The following is a 20,691-nucleotide window of genomic DNA, read 5'->3' on the forward strand; positions in this document are numbered from 1 at the left end:
TTAAATCTTCGCTTCGGATGATTTTACCATTTTTATATATGTATGCAACCCTAAGATTTTACTGATAGGGATAGGCATACGACAATCTTGGCTGCAAAAGTACCAAAAAACTTTTGCAACCTATTTGCAAATATGGAAAAATCAAATAATCAGGAGGTTAAGGAGGGCAAGATAAGCCCTTGGAGGCGAATGCGGAACATTCTGATTCCAATATCTTGCCTTTTGAATGCTACAGATAACAGGACGAGGCAACGTCTGCCAAAGGGCTGGCGCGATGCCTGCAAACATTGGTGCTGCATCGAAATCCAAGTGTTGGATAGAGACCGTAGGCGACAGTTTTACCAGCTCCACTTTCATGCAATGCTTGTTCACCTGTGTGCCCAGCTTACCTTGGCAACAGTCATAGTGCATGCTACGTTTCACGCAACAGTCAGTCACCATACCCACCATCACCTTGTCATAGTGAAGGCAGTGCATGACGGTAGTACCCACGCTCAAGTAAACCACCATGAGCGAGAGCATCAAAGCCATCAATATGTTGAGCGAACGTTTCATACCTATTTTTTGCACCTTTCTTTTCTCAAGTTGCAAAATTAAGCATTTTCATCAAAACAAAAACTTAATACCCCTATAATTTAATAACCTTTAACAGCTCTTGAATGAGCATGAATGACCCCACACTTTCTGTTAATCTTTACTATATTCCTGCGAGAAAACTTGCAGGATAAAGAGAATATGAGTAACTTTGCACACGAATTTCTGAAACTATTGTCTTACAAAGACATAAAATAAGAGAGAAACTATTTTTTAAGGATAATATTGACTCATAAGAACAAATGAAAAAAGGACTATTTGCACTCGCGCTGGGTACCTTTACCTTAGGCATCGCTGAATTCATCATCGAGGGCATCATCACAGACATCGCCAACAACATGAACGTTTCCATCCCGGAAGCAGGACATCTCATCTCCATCTATGCACTCGGCGTCTGCGCCGGAGCTTTCTCGTTGATTCTCATGCATAAATACAGACCCAAGAATATCCTGATGTTCCTGGCTTCGCTCATCACCTTCGGAGCTGTCATCGCCTCAGTAGCACCTAACTACTGGCTCTTGCTCTGCGCCCGCTTTATAGAAGGTCTGCCTCATGGCGCCTACTTCGGAACGGGTACCATCGTGGCGGTGAAGATTGCCAAAGAGGGTAAGGGAACCAATGCCGTGGCGATGATGTGTGCAGGTATGCCGGTGGCCAACCTGCTGGGTGTGCCGGTGGGAACCTTCCTGAGTCACATGTTCAGCTGGCGAGTACCTTTTGTCAGCTGTATCGTGCTCGGACTCATCACCTTATACATGATTCACAGATGGGTTCCGGATGTAGAAGCACTGCCAAACAACGGTATGAAGGCACAGTTCCATTTCCTCCGCAACAAGGCTCCGTGGCTCATCATCGCCGCCACCTTCCTGGGCAATGGCGGCATTCTCTGCTGGTTCAGTTATATCTCGCCGCTGCTTCAGATGGAGAGCGGATTCAGCGCAACCAGCATCTCTCTGCTGATGATTCTTGCAGGCGGCGGAATGGTAGTAGGCAATCAGGTGAGTGCCTTGCTTGCCGACCGCTTCAAACCGGGCCGCTTTACCTGTTATCTCCAGTTTCTGGCGGCAGCGGCACTTCTGCTCACCTTCTTCCTCGCACCTTTCGGCTGGGTATCTGTGGTACTGATGTTCATCTGCTGCGCCTGTCTTTTCGGCATCGGTTCGCCTGAACAATTCCTCATCGTGAAGCATGCCAAGGGTGGCGAAATGCTGGGCGGCTGCTGCATTCAGGGCGCCTTCAATCTGGGTAACGCCATGGGAGCTTTCCTCGGTGGTATTCCTGTTGCGATGGGATTAGGATACAACTTCCCTGCCCTTATCGGTGTGCCGATGGCATTGGCAGGAGCCATCTGTCTGCTGATTTTCCATAAGAAATATGAATAAAAATGCGATAATCCGAAATAAATGATTATCTTTGCAAACGAATTTCAAATAAACAAAGAAACATGATGAAAATTAACAAGACTTTCCTTACCCTGGGCTTGGCCGCAACACTCTTGCAGATGCCAGCCTCATCGTTCGCACAGACTGCGGGCGGTAACCGTCAGAATCCTCTTTTAACAAAGAGCAGTCTTCCATTCGGTGCTCCTGACTTCAGCAAGATTCAGGAGAGCGACTACCTGCCAGCCATCGAAGCGGCTATCAGGGAGCAGCGTGCCAACATCCAGAAGATTGTAAACAACAAGAAGAAGCCTAACTTCCAGAACACCATCCTCGCCTATGAGGAGAGCGGTGCGCTGCTCGAAAAGGTGACTAACATCTTCTTCGGTCTCACCAGCGCCCACAAAACTCCGGGCATCGCCGAAACCGAAAAGAAGGCAACCCCATTGCTGACCGAACTCGACAATGAGATTTCGTTCAACAAGAAACTCTTCGAGCGCATCAAGTATGTTTACGATAATGAATATAAGAAGCTCAAGGGCGAAGACAAGCGCCTTACTGAGGTTATCTATAAGAGTTTTGTACGTTCAGGTGCCCTTCTTTCTGCCGAGAAGATGGAGCGCATGAAGCAGATCAACTCCCGCATCTCTGAATTGCAGCAGGAATGGGGCAACCTTCTTCCTGCCGCTACCAACAACGCCGTGGTTTGGGTGAACAGCAAGGAAGAGCTCGCCGGATTGAGCGATGCAGACATTGCACAATGCAAGAAAGATGCTGAGAGCCGCGGAGGCAAGGCGCCTTACTGCATCGTCATCATCAACACCACCCAGCAGCCTATCCTCACCAATCTCCAGAACCGCGAACTGCGCAAGAAGGTGTATATGGCAAGCATCCACCGTGCCGACGGAACCAATCCTGATTTCAACACCTTCCCTATCGTAACCGAGATTGCCAAGTTGCGTGCCGAGAAGGGCAAGCTGATGGGATATGACAACTATGCCGACTATTCGCTCGAAAAGACGATGGCTAAGAACAGCAAGAATGTGGATGATTTCCTGAAGCAGCTCATCAAGGAATATGCTCCTAAGGCTGATGCTGAAACCAAGGCGATAGAAGCGTATGCACAGAAGACTGAAGGCAAGAACTTCAAGCTGCAGCCATACGACCGCTTCTATTATTCTGCAAAGATGAAGAAGGAGATGCTCAACATTACCGATGATGAGATCAAGCCATACTTCAACATCGACAGCGTACAGGTGAACGGTGTGTTCTATGCCGCCCATCGTGTATACGGATTGAACTTCAAGCAGCGCAAGGATATTCCAACCTATCACCCAGACATGAAGGTATTCGAGGTAAGCGATAAGAACGGCAAGCCAATCGCCCTCTTCTACAGCGATTACTTCCGCCGTCCTACCAAGCGTGGCGGTGCATGGATGAGCGCCTTTGCCAAGCAGAGCAAGCAGCGCGGCCAGTTGCCTATCATATATAATGTATGCAACAACGCCAAGGCACCGGAGGGTCAGCCATCTCTCATCACATGGGATGAGGTTACTACCCTGTTCCATGAGTTCGGTCATGCACTTCACGGAATCCTTTCCGACTGCAAGTACAATACCCTTTCAGGAACAGCCGTTGCCCGCGATTTCGTAGAGATGCCATCCCAGTTTAACGAATCGTTTGCTTCTATTCCGGAAATATTCGACCATTACGCCCGTCATACCGAGACCGGTGCTGCGATGCCAGCCGATCTGAAAGAGCGCATGCTGAAGAGCATCAGCTTCCAGACCGCTTATTCACTGGGCGAGAATCTGGCTGCGACCTGTCTTGACCTTGCCTGGCACAAGATTAGCGAAGAAGAGGTGCCTTCACCTTATATGGCAGGTGCCTTCGAGAAGGAAGAGCTCCACAACATCGGTTTGCTCAACACCCAGATTCCTCCTCGCTACAGCACATCATACTTCAACCACGTATGGGGCGGCGGTTATGCTGCAGGCTATTACAGCTATCTCTGGACAGAGGTGCTGGCTGTGAACATCGCCGACTACTTTGCAAAGCATGGTGCCTTAGATCCAGCCGTTGGTCAGGCATTCCGCGATAAGATTCTGAGCCGTGGCAACACCAAGGACCAGATGGAAATGTTTACCGACTTTACTGGTATGGAGAAGCCAGATGCTTCCGGATTTCTGAAAGCAAGAGGTTTGTAATGCATAAAATTACGATATGAAACAGGTAGAGGGTGTGCCATAAGTTAATGACACACCCTCTTTCTTTATCCTTTTACTGCCTGAGGTGTCCAGCTCTTCAGGAATCTGAGCACCTTTTCTTCGTTATATCCCTTACCTTCTTCCAGAAAACTGGAATCCTGGATATGGAGAACCTTTCCGGTTTCATCGAGCACCACAAAGACCGGGAATCCGAAACGCTGAGGATTGTTCAGTCGCTTCATCAGCTGCTCAGCCTTCTTCACCGCCGCATCACCGGCAGTTTTTCTGCGATTGTAGTTCACATGAATATATTCGAAATGATCATTCACCATCTTGTTGACCGCAACATTTTTCTCCACAAAATAGGCAAACTTCAAGCACCATGGACACCAGTTACCACCTACCTGACAGATAACAAACTTGCCATTCTTTCTAGCTTTAGCCAAAGCCTCATCAATCTGAGCCATCGGATCGATGCTTTCATTATACACCTTCTTGAGAGCAGTCTGCACCTGAGCAGGTTTCAATGCTCCAGCCTGGTCGAGCGAATCCAGTTTCTTCATCATCTCCTCCGCCTTCACGGTAGAGAATGCAATCTTACCTTCCGGATTGATAAGATAAGAGGTAGGAATCCATGAGATGTGATAATCCTTGGAAATCTTTGTTTCCTTCCATTTCTTAAACTCACAGTATTGCAACCAGGTATACTGATTATCGCCCAGATATTTCTTCATCTTCGCCTCATCGGTATCAAAAGAAACACCCACTACCTGGATCTTGGTATTGTATTTGTCATAGATAGCCTTCACCATCGGCATGTCTCTTCTGCAGTCAGGACACCAGGAAGCCCAGAAATCGAGCACGGTCCAGACACCCGGAACCGTCTTTCCGTCTTTATCCTTCTGAGTCTTCTTATCTGAGAGCTGGAAGATTTTCTTACCCGTCTTACTGTCAGTAATCGTGAAATCGGGAGCCTCGGTGCCTACAGGCAGCAAGTCAAGCGAAGTCTGTGCTCTACCGACGACAGCCGTCGTCAGGAGCAAAAAGAATAATAGTTTCTTCATACAATTTTTCTGTTTTGTCTGTTACTTCAAAATATATATACTTCAACCTACAAAATTACATCATTTTCCAGTATCAAGTCCATAAAGCAAGATTTTATTACAGAAAATTAACCATAAAAGACTAGAACTGATAATAAATGAACGGCTGTACACTCTCCTGAGAAGCCTCAACTACCATCTGCAGACAGATGATGAAGAGCAGCAGTTTGGTCACCCAAGGCAGAAGTATGAACCGCGCCTGAAGACGGTGATACTGGCGCTCGGTAAAGAGATAGCTCAGCATGACACCTATGATGCAAAGCGTCCAGGCAGGACGGGCATGGAAGAAAGGCACCAGATAATCGATACTGAAATCATTTGCCACCTTATCCCACATCTTCCCCAACACCCCCAAATCCTTAGCACGGAAGAACGACCAAGCAAAGCATATATATAAATAGGTGATGAGCCAGCTGAGGGAATTGCCAGCCAGCGTACGAGGAAAGCTTATGCCCAACTGACGGCTGAAGAACTTATGCACCACAAGTCCGAAACCATGAAGAGCACCCCAGATAACGAACATCCAGGAAGAGCCATGCCATAAGCCTGCCACCAGCATGGTGAGGAAGTTGTTGAAATACATGCGCACCTTTCCCTTCCGGTTTCCACCCAGCGGAATATACACATAATCGCGGAACCAGAAGGAAAGTGAGATGTGCCAGCGATGCCAAAACTCGGTAACCGAGAGTGAGCAGTAAGGGAAATAGAAGTTGTCGGGTAGATAGAAACCCAGGATGGCTGCCACACCGATACTCATATCGCTGTATCCCGAGAAATCGAGGAAGATCTGGACAGGGTATCCGAAGAGTGCTGCCAGATTCTCGAAACCCGAGAAGGTTTGCGGCGCATCAAACACCCAGTTGTTGAACTGTGCGATATAATCGCTCAGCATATTCTTTTTGACCAGTCCCAGCATGATGAGAAAGAGTCCCGTCCACAGCATTCTACTGGAAGCCTGTTCGTTTCGTTTCAGTCTGGGTATCAGATTGGCGGCACGGGTGATAGGACCCGCCATCAGCAGCGGAAAGAAGGTGAGATAGAAGCAATATTCCAGGAGCGTTACCTCCATGTCGAACTTACGCTTATAGGTATCTACCGCATAGCTGATAGCCTGGAAGGTATAGAACGAGATACCTACAGGCAGAGCGATAGACTGCAGGGAGAAGTTGGTGCTGAACATCTCGTTGACTACATCGCCAATGATGAAATTGGTATATTTGAAATAGCACAGCAGAGTCAGGTCTACAAGCACCACGAAGGTGAGCAGCGCCTTGCGCGCCTTCCCTTCATGCAGTCTCATTTCCTGGGTTACGGCATAATTGATGCAAGCCGTAAGCGGCAGCATCCACATCACCATTCCGTTCACCTTATAGGCAAAAAAAAGGCTGAAGCAGATGACATACATCATCATGGCTGTGCGCGAATAGCTCTTGAGCAGGGTATAAATGGCAAGGAAGAAGATGAAGAGCAGCGCAAACGGAATGCTGCCCATCATCAGCGGAGAATCTGCCTGATAAACAAACAGCCGCCCTATCCAATGCCACAAGGCACTTATTTCGAATGTTGAATAATTCATTTGTCTGTTCTGAAGATATTATTTATTGAACTCTTTCTTATATGGAGTCTTTATGGGTTACATGCTTTACCGCTGGAACCGTCTTGTCAGCAGCAGCCGGAGACGTTTTTCCTGCAGTTGCAGGTTCCTTGGTTGCAGCAGAACTTTCTGGGGTTTCAGGCACAGTTTCCTCAACAGGCATAGAAAGAGAATCCTTCTTCACAGCCGTACTGTCAGCCCTGTGTTTTGTTCCAGGAGGCAAGATGGTAATCTGTCTGTATCTGCGGTCACGCTTATCCGGCATTTCCAATCGGAACGGATGCACACAATGCCCGCTATTCATCCACTCTACAATCTTATCCATCCACATGGCAGATGAAGCCATAGTCGGATGCCGGCCGTCTTTCTGGCGTTCGAAGGTAAGTTTGTAACTAGGATAATAGCCTCGTGGTCCCATCACCTCACGGAGGAGTTTGTTATATCCATTATCCTCACACCAGTTTGGCGGACCGATCCATATCGTCGGAATATTACCAATCTTGCTCAGGATGGCACGGATGCGTTTTTCACATCCCTTCATATCAGACGTATATAGTTCGTTACTGCCCAGACATACAAAGACATAGGTAGGTTTGATACGTTGGATATAATGCTGCAGGGTATCGGTAGTAGCCCAGTTTCTGGTGTCCGAACTCACCCAGGTAATACAGGTGAGCTTATGACCGTTCTTGTTGGCATAATCAGCCAGTCGCAGACCTAGATATTCCGACATCGAGTCGCCGAAGATCAGTACTCGCTGCGCCGCCGTATCCACGGGTTCCTTTATCATGCTGTCAGCCTTTTCCTCTTCAGCAAGTTCTGCCTCGCTTTTACCGGTGAGCGCATCCATTCCAATCTGTTTCAGCGGAATGTTTTCAGCCACTTGCTCTGGAATAAAGGCATAAGCCAGCAGTCCTCCAATGGCTACTGCCAGCAGGGCTATCATTTTCCAGGTTTCTTTCATTTTGTATCTTTAATGAGTTTTAGTTATTCTTTTTCTTATACATTCGCCCGACATTACAGCTGAAAGGGAGTGAGCACATTGAGCAACTTTCCGAAATCGGCCTTCGAGATGCGCCTTCCTCTCAAGCTGCGCACCTGCGGATAGTCTTCGAAATAGTTCTCCATCGTAGTATACCACTGATGAGAAACCACTTCCCTGACCGTCTTCAGTTGATTTTCGATGCGACGGGCAAAACTCGGATTCACTCTCGAGAGATAATGTCTTCCATCATTCATCTCGATGGCAAGCATCAGATAAATTTGCGGTCCCTTCTTCTCTTTCCTGCTTTTTACAGTTTCACTTACTTTCCAGCCCTTAGTGGATGTCGATACTCTGATATCCCAGCCATACTGGCTGTTGAGCTTATCCATCAGTCCCTTGAACACAATCCCGTGAGCCGAGGTATCTTTCAGTCCCGTATAACCGATGATGTAATGTATCATCTCGTGGAGCAAGACACTCTTTGCCTGTTTGTCGGTCATATCATAATAAGTAGACATGGAGAGCTTGAAATCGTAGAGCTTGGTGCGTCCCCATCTGGAGGCCCGCTTATAGGCAAGTTGCCCCAACCGAGTCTTGGCATGAGTAAGTCCGAGTTCAGGAACAGGCAGTTTTCCCCCGAAATATTCCTGGTCGAAACGCCTGAACCACTCCTCCATCCATTCTATTGTAACAATCATGTATGTATATTTATTCAATAATTATTCAGTTCTGTATATCAGATACTACAAAACGTTTGCAAAGATACAACTTTTTCTTTGTTTCTTTCAATATTTATCGAAAAATGAGTAACTTTGCACGCAAATTTACAACAAAAATGAACAAGACAGCACAGCATATCATAGATATTAAGAATGTGTCGAAAAGATTTGGCGAGAAAACAGCCCTCAACAACATCAATCTCTATGTGAGAAAGGGCGAATTTATGACCATTCTGGGTCCTTCGGGATGCGGAAAAACGACATTATTGAGACTTTTGGCAGGGTTTGAAACCGCCAGCGAAGGCATCATCACCATCGCCGGCAACGATATTACTAACCTTCCTCCTTACAAGCGAAATGTGAACACGGTATTCCAGAAATACGCTCTGTTCCCTCATCTCAACGTTTACGACAATATCGCCTTCGGTTTGAAGCTCAAGCACACACCGAAGGAAGAGATTTTGCCGAAGGTAAAACGTGCCCTGAAGATGGTAAACATGAGTGATTATGAATATCGTGATGTCAACTCGCTTTCGGGCGGTCAGCAGCAGCGTATCGCCATCGCCCGTGCCATTGTCAACGAACCTGAAGTTCTTCTCCTGGATGAACCGCTTGCAGCACTCGACCTCAAGATGCGTAAAGACATGCAGCTGGAATTGAAGCAGATGCACGAACGCCTGGGCATTACCTTCGTATACGTAACTCACGACCAGGAAGAAGCCCTCACCCTGAGCAATACCATCGTGGTGATGAGCGAGGGAGAGATACAGCAGATAGGTACACCTACCGATATCTACAACGAACCAGCCAATGCTTTCGTAGCCGACTTTATCGGCGAGAGCAATATTCTCTGCGGAACGATGGTCCACGACTGTCTGGTGAATGTGGCAGGTACTGAACTGCCTTGTGTAGACAAGGGCTTCGGCTGCAACCAGGAAGTGGATGTCGTGATACGTCCTGAGGATATAGAAGTTTCCACCGATACCACCCACGCCCAGTTTGTGGGCAAGATAACCTCTTCTATCTTCAAGGGAGTACACTACGAGATGCTGGCAGAAACCGAGAAGGGCAATGAATTTCTCATCCAGAACTACAAGCATTTCGAAGTAGGCCAGACGATAGGAATGAGCGTGATACCCGACAATATTCACATCATGAAGAAGGAGCGCATCACCAATACCTTCGATGCAAAGGTAAACGGCGACGGAACAATAGAATTCCTGGGATGCGAATACCAGATGGAGATTCCGGAAGAAATAAAGGACAAGATTCAGACCGATGAAAACGGAAACGAAACCATCCGGGTGAACGTGCCTTTCAACAAGATAGAACTCTTCGACAACGAGAGCGAAGGCACCTTTACAGGCAACATCAGCTTCATTCTCTACAAGGGCGACCACTATCATCTCACCATAGATACCGACTGGGGCGAGAAGCTCTATGTAGATACACAGGATGTATGGGATTTAGGCGATCATGTGGCTATCACCATTCCTCAGGAGAATATTTCGTTTGAATAAAAATTATTAATTCCTAATTATCAATTATAAATTGAACATTATCAAGTTTATCTCTTCGCGACAAAGCTGGTCGATACCTTACGCCATCTTTGCAGCGATATTTGTGGTACTGCCATTGCTTCTCATCGTAGTGTTCGCATTTACCGATGAGAACGGAGCCCTGACGCTCTACAACTTCCAGAAGTTCCTGGCACACCCCGAAGCCATCAACACCTTTGTGTATTCGATAGGCATCGCCATTCTCAACACCCTGCTCTGCATTCTGCTGGGCTATCCGGCCGCCTATATTCTGACACAAACCAGAATGAAGTATGCCAACACCATCGTCATGCTCTTCATTCTGCCGATGTGGGTAAACATCCTGGTGCGCACACTTGCCACCGTGGCCCTCTTCGATTTTGCCGACCTTCCGCTGGGTGAGGGCGCCCTCCTGTTCGGTATGGTCTACAACTTCATCCCATTCATGATTTACCCCATCTACAACACCCTGCAGAAGATGGACCGCAGCTATATCGAAGCAGCCGAAGACCTGGGAGCATCGCCTTGGCAGCAGTTCTTCAAGGTCATCCTGCCCCTCTCCATGCCGGGCGTAGCAAGTGGCATCCTGATGGTATTCATGCCAACCATCTCTACCTTCGCTATCTCCGAACTGCTGACGATGAACAACATCAAGCTCTTCGGTACCACCATCCAGGAGAACATCAACAATTCGATGTGGAACTACGGTGCAGCCCTCTCGCTCATCATGCTTTTCCTCATCGGCGCCTCCACCCTCATCGCAGGTGATGGCAGTAAACAGGAAGGAGGTATCAGATGATGCAGTCATTATTCAGTAAGGATATGATGAAGAAAGTATTCTGTCAGGGCTATCTCTGGTTGCTCCTGCTGCTACTCTACTCCCCTATCTTCATCATCATTATCTTCTCGTTTACAGAAGCGAAGGTGATGGGCAACTGGACGGGTTTCTCGCTACAGCTCTACAAGAATCTCTTTGCCGAAGGTACACACCATTCGCTCACAGCGGCACTGGTCAATACCGTAACCATCGCCCTGATTACCGCAACCGTATCCACGCTCTTCGGAACCCTGACAGCCATCAGCATCTACAACCTGCGCAACCGCTATGCACGTAATGCCATACAGTTTGTCAACAATATTCCGATACTAAACGGCGACATCATCATCGGTATCTCGCTCTTCCTGCTCTTCATCACGCTGGGCATTCCGCAGGGGTATACTACCGTAGTACTCTCGCATATCACCTTCTGTCTGCCATACGTTATCCTGAGTGTGATGCCAAGACTGAAGCAGATGAATCCGAACCTCTATGAGGCGGCACTCGATCTGGGCGCCTCTCCGATGCAGGCACTTCGCAAGGTCATCATCCCAGAGATATTGCCGGGTATGATTTCCGGTTTCATGCTTGCCATCACGATGAGTATCGATGACTTCGCCGTCACCATCTTCACGATAGGTAACGAAGGTCTGGAAACCCTCTCCACATTCATCTATGCCGATGCAAGAAAGGGAGGACTAACTCCAGAACTTCGTCCGCTGAGTACCATCATCTTCGTACTGGTACTGGTGATGCTGATTATCATCAACAAACGTTCTGAGAAAAATAAGAAGAAATGAGAATGAAGAACAAGATATTATTAGGAGTCAGTGGAGTAAAAGGAGTTAAGACAATCGTCTTTCTCTTTCTTTGCCTGCTGATGATTCTGCCGCTCTCTTCCTGTTACAACAAAGAGAACCGCGAGGAGATTCTGAAGGTTTACAACTGGGCTGATTATATAGATGAAGACGTTCTTGCCAACTTCCCGAAATGGTATGAACAGCAGACCGGCAAGAAGATCCGAGTTATCTACCAGACCTTCGACATCAATGAGGTGATGCTTACCAAGATAGAGCGAGGTCATGAAGACTACGACGTGGTATGCCCGTCAGAATATATCATCGAGCGCATGCTCCGCAAAGACCTTCTCCTGCCTATCGACACCGCCTTCGGCAAGACGCCCAACTATATCAGCAACGTATCACCATACATTGTTGAGCAGATAGATGCCACCTCCAACAATGGCCGCATCGCCCACCATTATGCCGTGCCTTACATGTGGGGAACCTGTGGCATCCTATATAATAAGGTGCACGTACCTATAAATGATGCACAAACCTGGGGAACTTTATGGAACAGAAAATATCAGGGCAAACTCCTGATGAAGGATTCCTACCGCGACTCCTATGGCACCGCCCTCATCTGGGCACACCGCAAAGACCTGGAAGCAGGCAAGGTGACCATACCACAGCTGATGAACGACTATTCACCCGCTGCCGTAGCCACAGTAGAGAAAGAGCTGAAAGCTCTGAAGCCAAACATTGAAGGATGGGAAGCCGACTTCGGCAAGGAGACCATGACCAAAGGCAAAGCCTATCTCAACATGACCTGGAGCGGTGATGCCGTCTGGGCTATTGAAGAAGCCGGGAAAGTGGGTGTAGAACTGGGATATGAGGTACCGAAAGAAGGAAGCAATGTATGGTTCGACGGTTGGGTAATCCCTAAATATTCCCGCAATCCGAAGGCTGCCGCCTATTTCATCAACTATCTCTGTCAGGAAGACGTGGCACTCGCTAATATGGAGACTACAGGATATGTGAGCAGCGTGGCAGGCAAGAAAGTATTAGAAGCTATGAGCGATACTGAGGCTTATCCCCAACCTGTAAATCTGGCCTACTTCTTTGGCGAGGAAGGCAGGAATGCCCATCTCAACCCTATCATGTATCCAGACAGCAGCATAGTAGCCCGATGCGCCATGATTCATGATGCCGGCGATCATACTCCCGAGGTATTGGATATGTGGTCGAAGGTGAAGGGAGACAATCTGGGCGGCGGCATCGTTATCTTCCTGCTGGCCGTAGTCCTTGCCCTCACGGTATTCGTTGCCATCAAGAAATATGAGCATTACAAGCACAGAAGGCTGTCAAGAAAACACCGCAGAAGACATGTGGTAAAGGTAAAAGGGTAAAAAGGTAAAAAAGTAAAAGGGGGAAGAGAGGGGAAAACCTATTTTATAGGGGAAAATGAACATTTTTTGAAGGAAAAGAGAAAAAAGTGCCGAAAAAATTTGGTAATATCAAATAAAAGCATTACCTTTGCACTCGCTTTTGAGATATAAAGCTTTTGGGTAGTTACCAGAGTGGCCAAATGGGGCAGACTGTAAATCTGCTGGCTATGCCTTCGGTGGTTCGAATCCATCACTACCCACTTTTCCCAAAAAATAACTCAAAAATTTAAGAGTCCGACTTTCGAGAGAGAGCCGGACTTTTTCTTTTCATATAAATCCTGAACAAAAGAAGAAGAGTAATATTACTCTCCTTCTACCTGCGTCTTTGGCCAGTTCACGAGATAGAGCATCTCTGTGGCTCGTGTAAATGCAGTATAGAGCCAGTGGATATAATCGGGAGTAAGCATTTCATCCGTCATATAGCCCTGGTCTACATAGACATGCGACCACTGTCCACCCTGCGCTTTATGACAGGTAACAGCATAGGCAAACTTCACTTGCAGAGCATTGAAATATGGGTCTTGCCGGATTGCCTTCATACGGTCTGCCTTCAGTGGTATATCCTGATAATCTTCCTCTATCTTACGGAAAAGCTGCTCTTGCTGATCATGGGTCAAAGCAGAAGCCTCACTCGTCAAGGTATCCAGCAATACCGTAGCCTCCAGTTCATAATTATCATAATCGGGAAATTTCAACAGAAGGGTGGCAAAATGAAAACCATAGAGTTCGATGCGACGACTCACCTTCATCACCTTCGCCCTATCTCCATTAGCCAGAAAAGCAGGAATCTCATGACTTGAAACTTCGTTACTTTGAACTGTATGATTAGCTAAAGTATTAAATTTTTCACTCTTCACTTTTCGTTCTTCACTTAATTGCCTTTCCTTTATCTTCTTTCTTTCTTCCTCCATCCAATAATAATTGTTCTTCACAATCATCAGCATGTCGCCACTCTCCAGTTCCTCTTCCCTATCAAGCACCATGTTGCGGATGCCCTGGTTGAAGATGTTGGCGCGCTTGTTGCTACGAGTCACAACAATGGTATCGTCCAGTCCTACATGATGATAACTGTCGCCAAGAGCCTCGATGAGTTCTGCACCCGGCATCTCCCTGATATCCGAGAAACCGGAGAAACGGATTTTAGGCAGTTGGGTAATGTCATCGTGGGTAATCATCTGACGGATGCGGGTAGCATTAAAGAGAATACCCGACTGCTGACTCTGGCGGACTACCTCGTTCAAATCGCACTCATAAACCGACAGTCCATATCCCTGGAGCATCGCAGCAGAAAGGGCTGGTGATTCTTCCTCACCAACAGGAGGCAACTGTGCCTTATCGCCAATCAGCAAGAGGCGGTCGTTACGTCCCTGATACACAAAATGAATCAGATCATCTAGCAGACAACCGCTGCCAAAGGTGGTTCCGCCCAATCCCAGATTGGCAATCATCGAAGCCTCATCCACCATAAAAAGCGTATCAGTATAGAGATTATCATTGAGATTGAACTGTCCATCCACTCCGGCAAACGCCTTTTCGCGATAGATGCGGCGATGAATGGTATAGGCAGGCATCCCGCTGTTCAGAGAGAAAACCTTAGCCGCCCTACCCGTAGGAGCAAGGAGCATCACCTTCTGGCGAACAGCACGGAGCGTACGGACGATAGCACCCGAGAGCGACGTCTTACCGGTACCCGCACTACCCCGGAGAATCATCACAGCATGAGGATTACTATCCGTCATAAACTGCACGAAAACATCGAGCGCCTGAGCCTGTTCTGAGGTTGGCGGAAAGCCAAATTGCTGTAATATCTGATATTTTAACTCTTCAATGTTCATATTTCGAAAACTTTTAGTATCTTTGCAGAAAATTTACTGCACCTATTTGCTATGCAAAAGTAATAATACTTTTTGAAATGAGAAAAAGAATAAAGAATAATTATATTTTGGGAGCATGCGTCATCATCATGATGCTACTCTGTATTCTGAGTGTGAGCCAGCCCATCCGCTTCCAGAAGGCCATGGCTAGCAGAGAAGCAGAGGTGAAGGAGAAACTGATGCAGATACGTCAGGCTGAAGAGAAATACAAGGCGAAACACGGCGTATATACAGGAGATTTTCCGACACTGGTAAAAGGCAAGTACTTACAGGAAGATGCTCAATACATTCCCTATGCCGACGGTAAGAAGTTTACACTTGCTGCCACGGTTATCGTAGGAAAAAGCGGTAAGCAGATTCCGGTGATGGAATGTGGGGCCGGTTATGAAACCTTCCTCGACGGACTTGATGAAGGTTCCATCCAGCAGAAGATAGAGGAGGCCAACTATGCCGGCAACTATCCCGGACTCAAGATAGGCGATTTAACGACAGATAATAACAACGCAGGTAATTGGTAACAGATATGCAAATAAAAGGTAACAACATTCAGCAAGCACGACTCACCATCCGCGTGAGCAGAAACACCCTCAGTTTTTCGGTAGTTGACCGTGAAGCTGAGCATCAGCTCATCTATGAACCTTATACTGTAAAGAGTGGTGTTTCGATGGCAGCCAACTTGCGTCAGGCTTTCAAGGAGAGTACTCTCCTGCAGCGGGGATACCAGAAGGTACGCGTATATCTCGATTCGCCTATCCTGCTGGTTCCTATCGAAGAATTTCATGAAGAGGATATCGATGTGCTCTATCAGCATGCCTTCAACAGCCATAACAGCGATGCCATTCTCTACAGAGTGCAGCCGGAACTGAATGCGGTAGCGGTATTCCCTATCAACAAGGATTTGAAGATGGTGGTAGAAGACAACTTTAAGGATGTTCGCTTCACACCTATCATGCAACCGATGTGGCACTATCTGCATCATCGCAGTTTCACCGGCATTCACCGCAAGCTCTATGTTTATTTCCACGACAAGAAGCTGGACGTTTTCGGTTTCGAGAAGAACCGTTTCAAATTCTTCAACTCGTTCAATGCCGAGCATGCCAAGGATGACCTCTATTTCATTCTCTATGTATGGAAGCAGTTAGGATTCAACCAGATGCAGGATGAGTTGCATGTATCAGGCAATGTTCCGGACAAGGACTGGTTCCTCTACAACACGAAACTCTACATCAAGAAGACCTTCATTCTGAACCCTGCCGCCGAATTCAACCGTGCGCCCATCACAGAGATTAAAGGTCTGCCATTCGATTTGATGGCACTGTACCTAAGTAAGTAAGACAAGAGTTGATTGTTAAAAGTTGATTGTTAAGAATTCAACAGAATAGCTTATCATAAAGTTCAATGTTCAACATTCAAAGTTCAAAGTAAATATGAGAATCATAACAGGACAATATAAGGGACGCCATTTCGACATTCCACGTTCGTTTAAGGCGCGTCCGACAACAGATTTTGCAAAGGAGAACATCTTTAATGTTCTGCAGGGATATATTGATTTCGAAGATACCTCTGCCCTCGACCTTTTTGCCGGTACGGGCAGCATTTCGCTCGAACTGGTATCACGAGGCTGCAGCCGGGTAGTCAGCGTAGAGGCCGACCGCGATCATGCCAACTTCATACGCCAATGTTTTCAGAAGTTAGGCGAAGACAAGGATATTCTGATTCGTGGTGATGTATTCCGTTTTCTGAAGACCTGCAAGCAGAAGTTTGACTTTATCTTTGCCGATCCTCCATACGCTCTGAAGGAGTTGCCGCAGATTCCAGACCTCGTTCTGAATGGCGACTATCTCAACGAAGGAGGCATCTTCGTCTTTGAGCATGGCAAAGACTATGATTTCTCCGAGCATCCACGATTCCTGGAACACAGAAGTTACGGAAGCGTAAACTTCTCAATATTCAGATAGAAAAAATCCCCGTTTGCACCAGACAAGATGCAAACGGGGATTTATTCGTTACAGCAGCGGCGAGAGCAATCTTACCGTACTCTCGAAAAGGCGCTGCAGGAACGGACGTTTTACGAAATAAGATACATCATCTACCAGGATGCTCTTCGCCTCATCCCGCAGATAGACAGCCTTCACGCGCTGTGCCATCCCCTCATCAAAGAAGAACGCATTCGCTTCGAAATTATTCTCAAAACTTCGGAAGTCAATATTCGTACTGCCTATCGTACAGAGATCATCATCGCTCACCAGCAATTTACTATGATTAAAGCCTGCCGTATAGAGATAAACCTTTACGCCAGCCTCTATCGCTTCCATCACATACGAACGTGATGCCCACTCTACCAGTTTGGCATCAGCATGACGAGGCAACATCAGACGGATATCCACACCCGCCAGAGCTGCTGTTCTCATGGCAAACAATACAGGTTCGGTTGGCAGGAAATAAGGCGTTTCCATATACACATACTTCCGGGCCTGAAGCAGGATACGGACATAGCCCTGCATGATATCAGGCCAAGGACTGATAGGACTGCTCGTAACTATCTGTACGAGACAATTGTTGTGGATATGCACACTGACCGGTGGATAATACTGGCGATTGGTAACCAACGTACGGTCTACGAAATACCAGTCTACCAGAAAGGCTCTCTGAATGGCGTAAACTCCACCGCCCTCAATACGGAGATGCGTATCGCGCCAGGCCTGTTTCTTATCACCCTTCACATAGCGCAGAGCTATATTCATGCCGCCGATAAAGCCCACTTTACCATCTATGACACAGAGTTTGCGGTGGTTACGATAGTTTACCTTACTCGTAAAAGCCGGAAAGCGGACTGGCATGAACGAATGTACATCAATACCTGCATCACGCATACGTTCAAAGAATTCATCCTGCACCTTCCAGCAGCCTACATCATCATAAATCAGTCGCACCTCCACTCCCTGCTCCGCCTTATCAATCAAGGCATCAGCTATCAGATATCCCAAGGCATCGGCTTCGAAGATATAGGTATCGAGATGAATATGATGCTTTGCCTGTCCTATATTATATAATAAGGTGAGGAAGAAATCATAGCCATCAGTATAAATATCCACCTGATTATCTTTAAAAGGCAGCGCCCAACTCTGGTTGGCAAAGAGATTCATCAGCGGTTTATTACTGTCTGGCAGGTGAAGATTCTCCTGCTCAACGAACTCGAGCATGGAGCGCTTGGTGAGCTGGTCCATACTGCGGTCGCTGATAAGCCGTTCCTTGCGGGTATTCTGTCCGAAGAAAAAATAGAAGATAATACCCACAAAGGGGATGAAGAAGAAGACCAATATCCATGCCATCGTCTTGGCGGGCTGACGATTGTCCATCAAGACGGTGATGATAGCCGGAACGGTTATCACGACATAAAGCAACAGATATATCCAGTGAAAATAAATCATATAGCATTTCTCCTTTTAAATCTCTAATACTTCATTACAGAGTTCCTCCCCACAGAACAGGAGTTCCGGTTAATTGAAGATATTGTTTGCCTGACTCGCCAGAAGCGTGTTCATCTGCTTGAGTTTCATAAACTCCTGCAGCAGTTCACGATTGGTCGGATTCCTGGCAAACTCCTGCTGTACCTCAATAATACGCTGAGCAATATAATGAGTGCGGAAACTCAAGATGTCTTTAAAGACAAACTGACGGAGCTTATCGGCGCTCATCTTCATCTGCAGACTAGCCGTAGATACCTCCTGGTCACCTGTAGGCAAACCTGCCAACCTGCTGATTTCCGGATTCGGATGATTGGCAAAATAAGTTTCGGCGACAAAATCATCTTCTTTTTCGAGATGTTCCACAGCCTCCTGCATAATCTGATTATATAAATCATTATGAAACTTAAAGCCATCTCCACCCAAATCAAGACTGATATACTGGGCCACAGCTACCTCCACATCATTTCCGTCTACATCCTGTACTGTGATGAGCTGGTCGCCATGATGAATAATCAACTGTACCAGAAGTCCTTCTACTTCCAGAAGTTTATCCAGTGGGGTAACCGCTCTCATAGCTGATTGCACCTGCTGCGCTGCCGCTACAGGCGAATCTTTCAATCCCGCTGCACGTCGCTCTGCCTTTACCTGCTCACTCATACCGTTGCGCACAAAATTGTTCAAGGCATTCACGATAATTGCCTCGTTCACGCCCAAACGGTGAGAACAGTCAGTGATATAAGAAGCGCGCGTTATCTGATTCTTGATTTTCGAGATGCTCTCTACAATCGAATTGATAGCCTGGCTTCGCTTTACAGGGTCTGTCACGCCGCGTAGCAGAATATCGGTCTTAAACTGTATGAAGTCGGTCTGATTCTCCTGAATATATCTTCTGAAATCCTCTGCCGAATGACTGCGGGCGAAACTATCTGGGTCATTGCCGTCAGGGAGGAAGAGAACCTTTACGTTCATCTCTTCTTCGAGCAGCATATCGGTACCTCTCAGCGCAGCATGAATACCCGCATTATCGCCATCATAGAGAAGAACGATGTTACTGGTAAAGCGGTGCAGCAATCTAATCTGATGCACGCTCAGCGCCGTACCCGAGTTGGCCACAACATTTTCGATGCCACACTGATGCATCGAGATAACATCGGTATATCCTTCCACCATAAAGACACAATCCTCCTTGGCTATCGCCTTCTTGGCCTGATAGAGTCCATAGAGTTCGCGCTCCTTATGATAGATAACGCTATCAGGCGAGTTGACATATTTCTGGCTGATGCCCTTGGTTCTGCTGTCGAGCACTCGTCCGCCAAAAGCCACTACCTTGCCGCTCACGCTGAACCAGGGGAAGATGGCTCTGCCCGAGAAACGGTCAAGAACTTTATCCTCACCCGACTTATTGCCGGCTTCGTCCTTATCCACCTTGAAGCAGAGTCCCGTATCAACCAGATATTTCGGATTATAACCAGCCGCCTTAGCCGCCTCAGCAAGAGCAGTACGCTTAGGGAGCGCAAAACCCAACTGGAATTTTCTGATGATATCATCCCTGAAACCTCTTCCTCGGAAATAAGCCATACCGATAGCGATACCATCCACATCATGCAAGAGAATATCCTGGAAATATTTCGCCGCCCAATCGTTGACGATAAACATGGATTCTCTTTCGCTCTCGCGCTGTTTTTCTTCGTTGGTCAGTTCACGCTCCTGAATTTCTATTTTATATTTCTTGGCGAGCCAGCGAAGAGCATCGGGATAGGTCATCTGTTCCAGTTCCATCAGAAAGTTGATTGCATTGCCTCCCTTTCCGCAGGTAAAGCAATGACAGATACCTCTTGTTGGAGATACAGAGAAAGATGGATTGGAATCGTTATGAAAAGGACACAAGCCGACATAATTGATGCCACGCTTCTTGAGCGTAACAAATTCAGATACCACCTCTTCTATCTTGGTAGCATCCATAATTTTTGCTATCGTCGGTCTGTCTATCATTATATATATTCTTTTTTCTGTTTTTACTATGCAAAATTACTATTTTTCTTTGAAAACACAAAGAGAAACGGACAGAAAAGTAAAAATGAAACATATTAAAAACTAAAGATTACATAAAATAAAGTATATCCGGATAGTTTTGGCTACCTTTGCAACCGGCAAAAACACATTGCTGACAATCGGATAAAATAA

At 46.9% G+C, this 20,691-nt stretch carries 17 protein-coding genes and 1 tRNA gene; 10 read left to right on the forward strand and 8 right to left on the reverse strand.

What is annotated here, in order from left to right:
* Positions 1-141: 141 nt before the first annotated feature.
* Complete coding sequence (locus tag KUA48_RS05330) at positions 142-555, reverse strand: hypothetical protein (RefSeq protein ID WP_218432389.1); 414 nt, start codon at positions 553-555, stop codon at positions 142-144.
* A 281-nt stretch (positions 556-836) separates the two neighbouring features.
* On the opposite strand from KUA48_RS05330, the gene KUA48_RS05335 reads away from it, so the two are divergent.
* Both KUA48_RS05335 and KUA48_RS05340 read left to right on the forward strand, forming a co-directional pair.
* Complete coding sequence (locus KUA48_RS05335; RefSeq protein WP_218432391.1) at positions 837-1,976, forward strand: MFS transporter; 1,140 nt, start codon at positions 837-839, stop codon at positions 1,974-1,976.
* Between the two features lie 65 nt (positions 1,977-2,041).
* Entirely contained in the window at positions 2,042-4,180 is a 2,139-nt protein-coding gene (locus tag KUA48_RS05340; RefSeq protein ID WP_153095123.1) for a M3 family metallopeptidase, read from the forward strand.
* Positions 4,181-4,245: 65 nt separating this feature from the next.
* Here KUA48_RS05340 and KUA48_RS05345 read toward each other — a convergent pair whose 3' ends face one another.
* From KUA48_RS05345 to KUA48_RS05360, 4 genes are all read right to left on the reverse strand, one after another.
* On the reverse strand, positions 4,246-5,244 hold the full coding sequence (locus tag KUA48_RS05345) for a thioredoxin-like domain-containing protein (RefSeq protein WP_153086972.1): 999 nt from the start codon (positions 5,242-5,244) through the stop codon (positions 4,246-4,248).
* 121 nt (positions 5,245-5,365) lie between these two features.
* Positions 5,366-6,859, reverse strand: coding sequence for an MBOAT family protein (locus KUA48_RS05350; protein ID WP_218432393.1), 1,494 nt, complete (start codon positions 6,857-6,859; stop codon positions 5,366-5,368).
* A gap of 37 nt (positions 6,860-6,896) precedes the next feature.
* A complete protein-coding gene (locus KUA48_RS05355; protein ID WP_218432395.1) occupies positions 6,897-7,841 on the reverse strand; it encodes a hypothetical protein in 945 nt (314 codons plus the stop codon).
* A gap of 53 nt (positions 7,842-7,894) precedes the next feature.
* Positions 7,895-8,560: a SprT-like domain-containing protein gene (locus tag KUA48_RS05360; RefSeq protein ID WP_118255449.1), complete on the reverse strand. Its 666-nt coding sequence runs from the start codon at positions 8,558-8,560 to the stop codon at positions 7,895-7,897.
* A 137-nt stretch (positions 8,561-8,697) separates the two neighbouring features.
* Here KUA48_RS05360 and potA point away from each other — a divergent pair, with 137 nt between their 5' ends.
* The 5 genes from potA (at position 8,698) to KUA48_RS05385 (ending at position 13,363) form a co-directional block, all read left to right on the forward strand.
* A complete protein-coding gene (gene potA, locus KUA48_RS05365) occupies positions 8,698-10,101 on the forward strand; it encodes a polyamine ABC transporter ATP-binding protein (protein WP_118154221.1) in 1,404 nt (467 codons plus the stop codon).
* A gap of 31 nt (positions 10,102-10,132) precedes the next feature.
* Positions 10,133-10,918, forward strand: a complete 786-nt coding sequence (locus tag KUA48_RS05370; RefSeq protein WP_153073323.1) for an ABC transporter permease — start codon at positions 10,133-10,135, stop codon at positions 10,916-10,918.
* 23 nt (positions 10,919-10,941) lie between these two features.
* On the forward strand, positions 10,942-11,736 hold the full coding sequence (locus KUA48_RS05375) for an ABC transporter permease (protein ID WP_118154242.1): 795 nt from the start codon (positions 10,942-10,944) through the stop codon (positions 11,734-11,736).
* An 80-nt stretch (positions 11,737-11,816) separates the two neighbouring features.
* A complete protein-coding gene (locus KUA48_RS05380) occupies positions 11,817-13,124 on the forward strand; it encodes an ABC transporter substrate-binding protein (RefSeq protein ID WP_215652458.1) in 1,308 nt (435 codons plus the stop codon).
* Between the two features lie 157 nt (positions 13,125-13,281).
* Positions 13,282-13,363, forward strand: a tRNA-Tyr gene (locus KUA48_RS05385).
* A gap of 102 nt (positions 13,364-13,465) precedes the next feature.
* Here KUA48_RS05385 and KUA48_RS05390 read toward each other — a convergent pair.
* The gene (locus KUA48_RS05390) at positions 13,466-14,998 is read right to left on the reverse strand and encodes an ATP-dependent RecD-like DNA helicase (protein ID WP_217755444.1); all 1,533 of its coding nucleotides are present in this window, start codon (positions 14,996-14,998) and stop codon (positions 13,466-13,468) included.
* 77 nt (positions 14,999-15,075) lie between these two features.
* Here KUA48_RS05390 and KUA48_RS05395 point away from each other — a divergent pair, with 77 nt between their 5' ends.
* The 3 genes from KUA48_RS05395 to rsmD are packed head-to-tail and all read left to right on the forward strand — an operon-like array spanning position 15,076 to position 16,995.
* Positions 15,076-15,555, forward strand: a complete 480-nt coding sequence (locus KUA48_RS05395) for a hypothetical protein (protein ID WP_117586237.1) — start codon at positions 15,076-15,078, stop codon at positions 15,553-15,555.
* A 5-nt stretch (positions 15,556-15,560) separates the two neighbouring features.
* Positions 15,561-16,370, forward strand: coding sequence for a DUF3822 family protein (locus KUA48_RS05400; RefSeq protein ID WP_218432402.1), 810 nt, complete (start codon positions 15,561-15,563; stop codon positions 16,368-16,370).
* 55 nt (positions 16,371-16,425) lie between these two features.
* Positions 16,426-16,995, forward strand: a complete 570-nt coding sequence (rsmD, locus tag KUA48_RS05405; RefSeq protein WP_264915842.1) for a 16S rRNA (guanine(966)-N(2))-methyltransferase RsmD — start codon at positions 16,426-16,428, stop codon at positions 16,993-16,995.
* Between the two features lie 48 nt (positions 16,996-17,043).
* Here the strand turns inward: rsmD and cls are convergent, their stop codons facing one another.
* Together cls and dnaG are read right to left on the reverse strand one after the other, a co-directional pair.
* On the reverse strand, positions 17,044-18,468 hold the full coding sequence (gene cls / locus KUA48_RS05410; protein ID WP_153095115.1) for a cardiolipin synthase: 1,425 nt from the start codon (positions 18,466-18,468) through the stop codon (positions 17,044-17,046).
* A 69-nt stretch (positions 18,469-18,537) separates the two neighbouring features.
* On the reverse strand, positions 18,538-20,499 hold the full coding sequence (gene dnaG / locus KUA48_RS05415) for a DNA primase (RefSeq protein WP_153073318.1): 1,962 nt from the start codon (positions 20,497-20,499) through the stop codon (positions 18,538-18,540).
* Between the last annotated feature and the right edge of the window lie 192 nt (positions 20,500-20,691).

Origin of the sequence: Segatella copri, assembly GCF_019249795.2 — a bacterium.
Classification (GTDB): Bacteria; Bacteroidota; Bacteroidia; order Bacteroidales; family Bacteroidaceae; genus Prevotella; species Prevotella copri_B.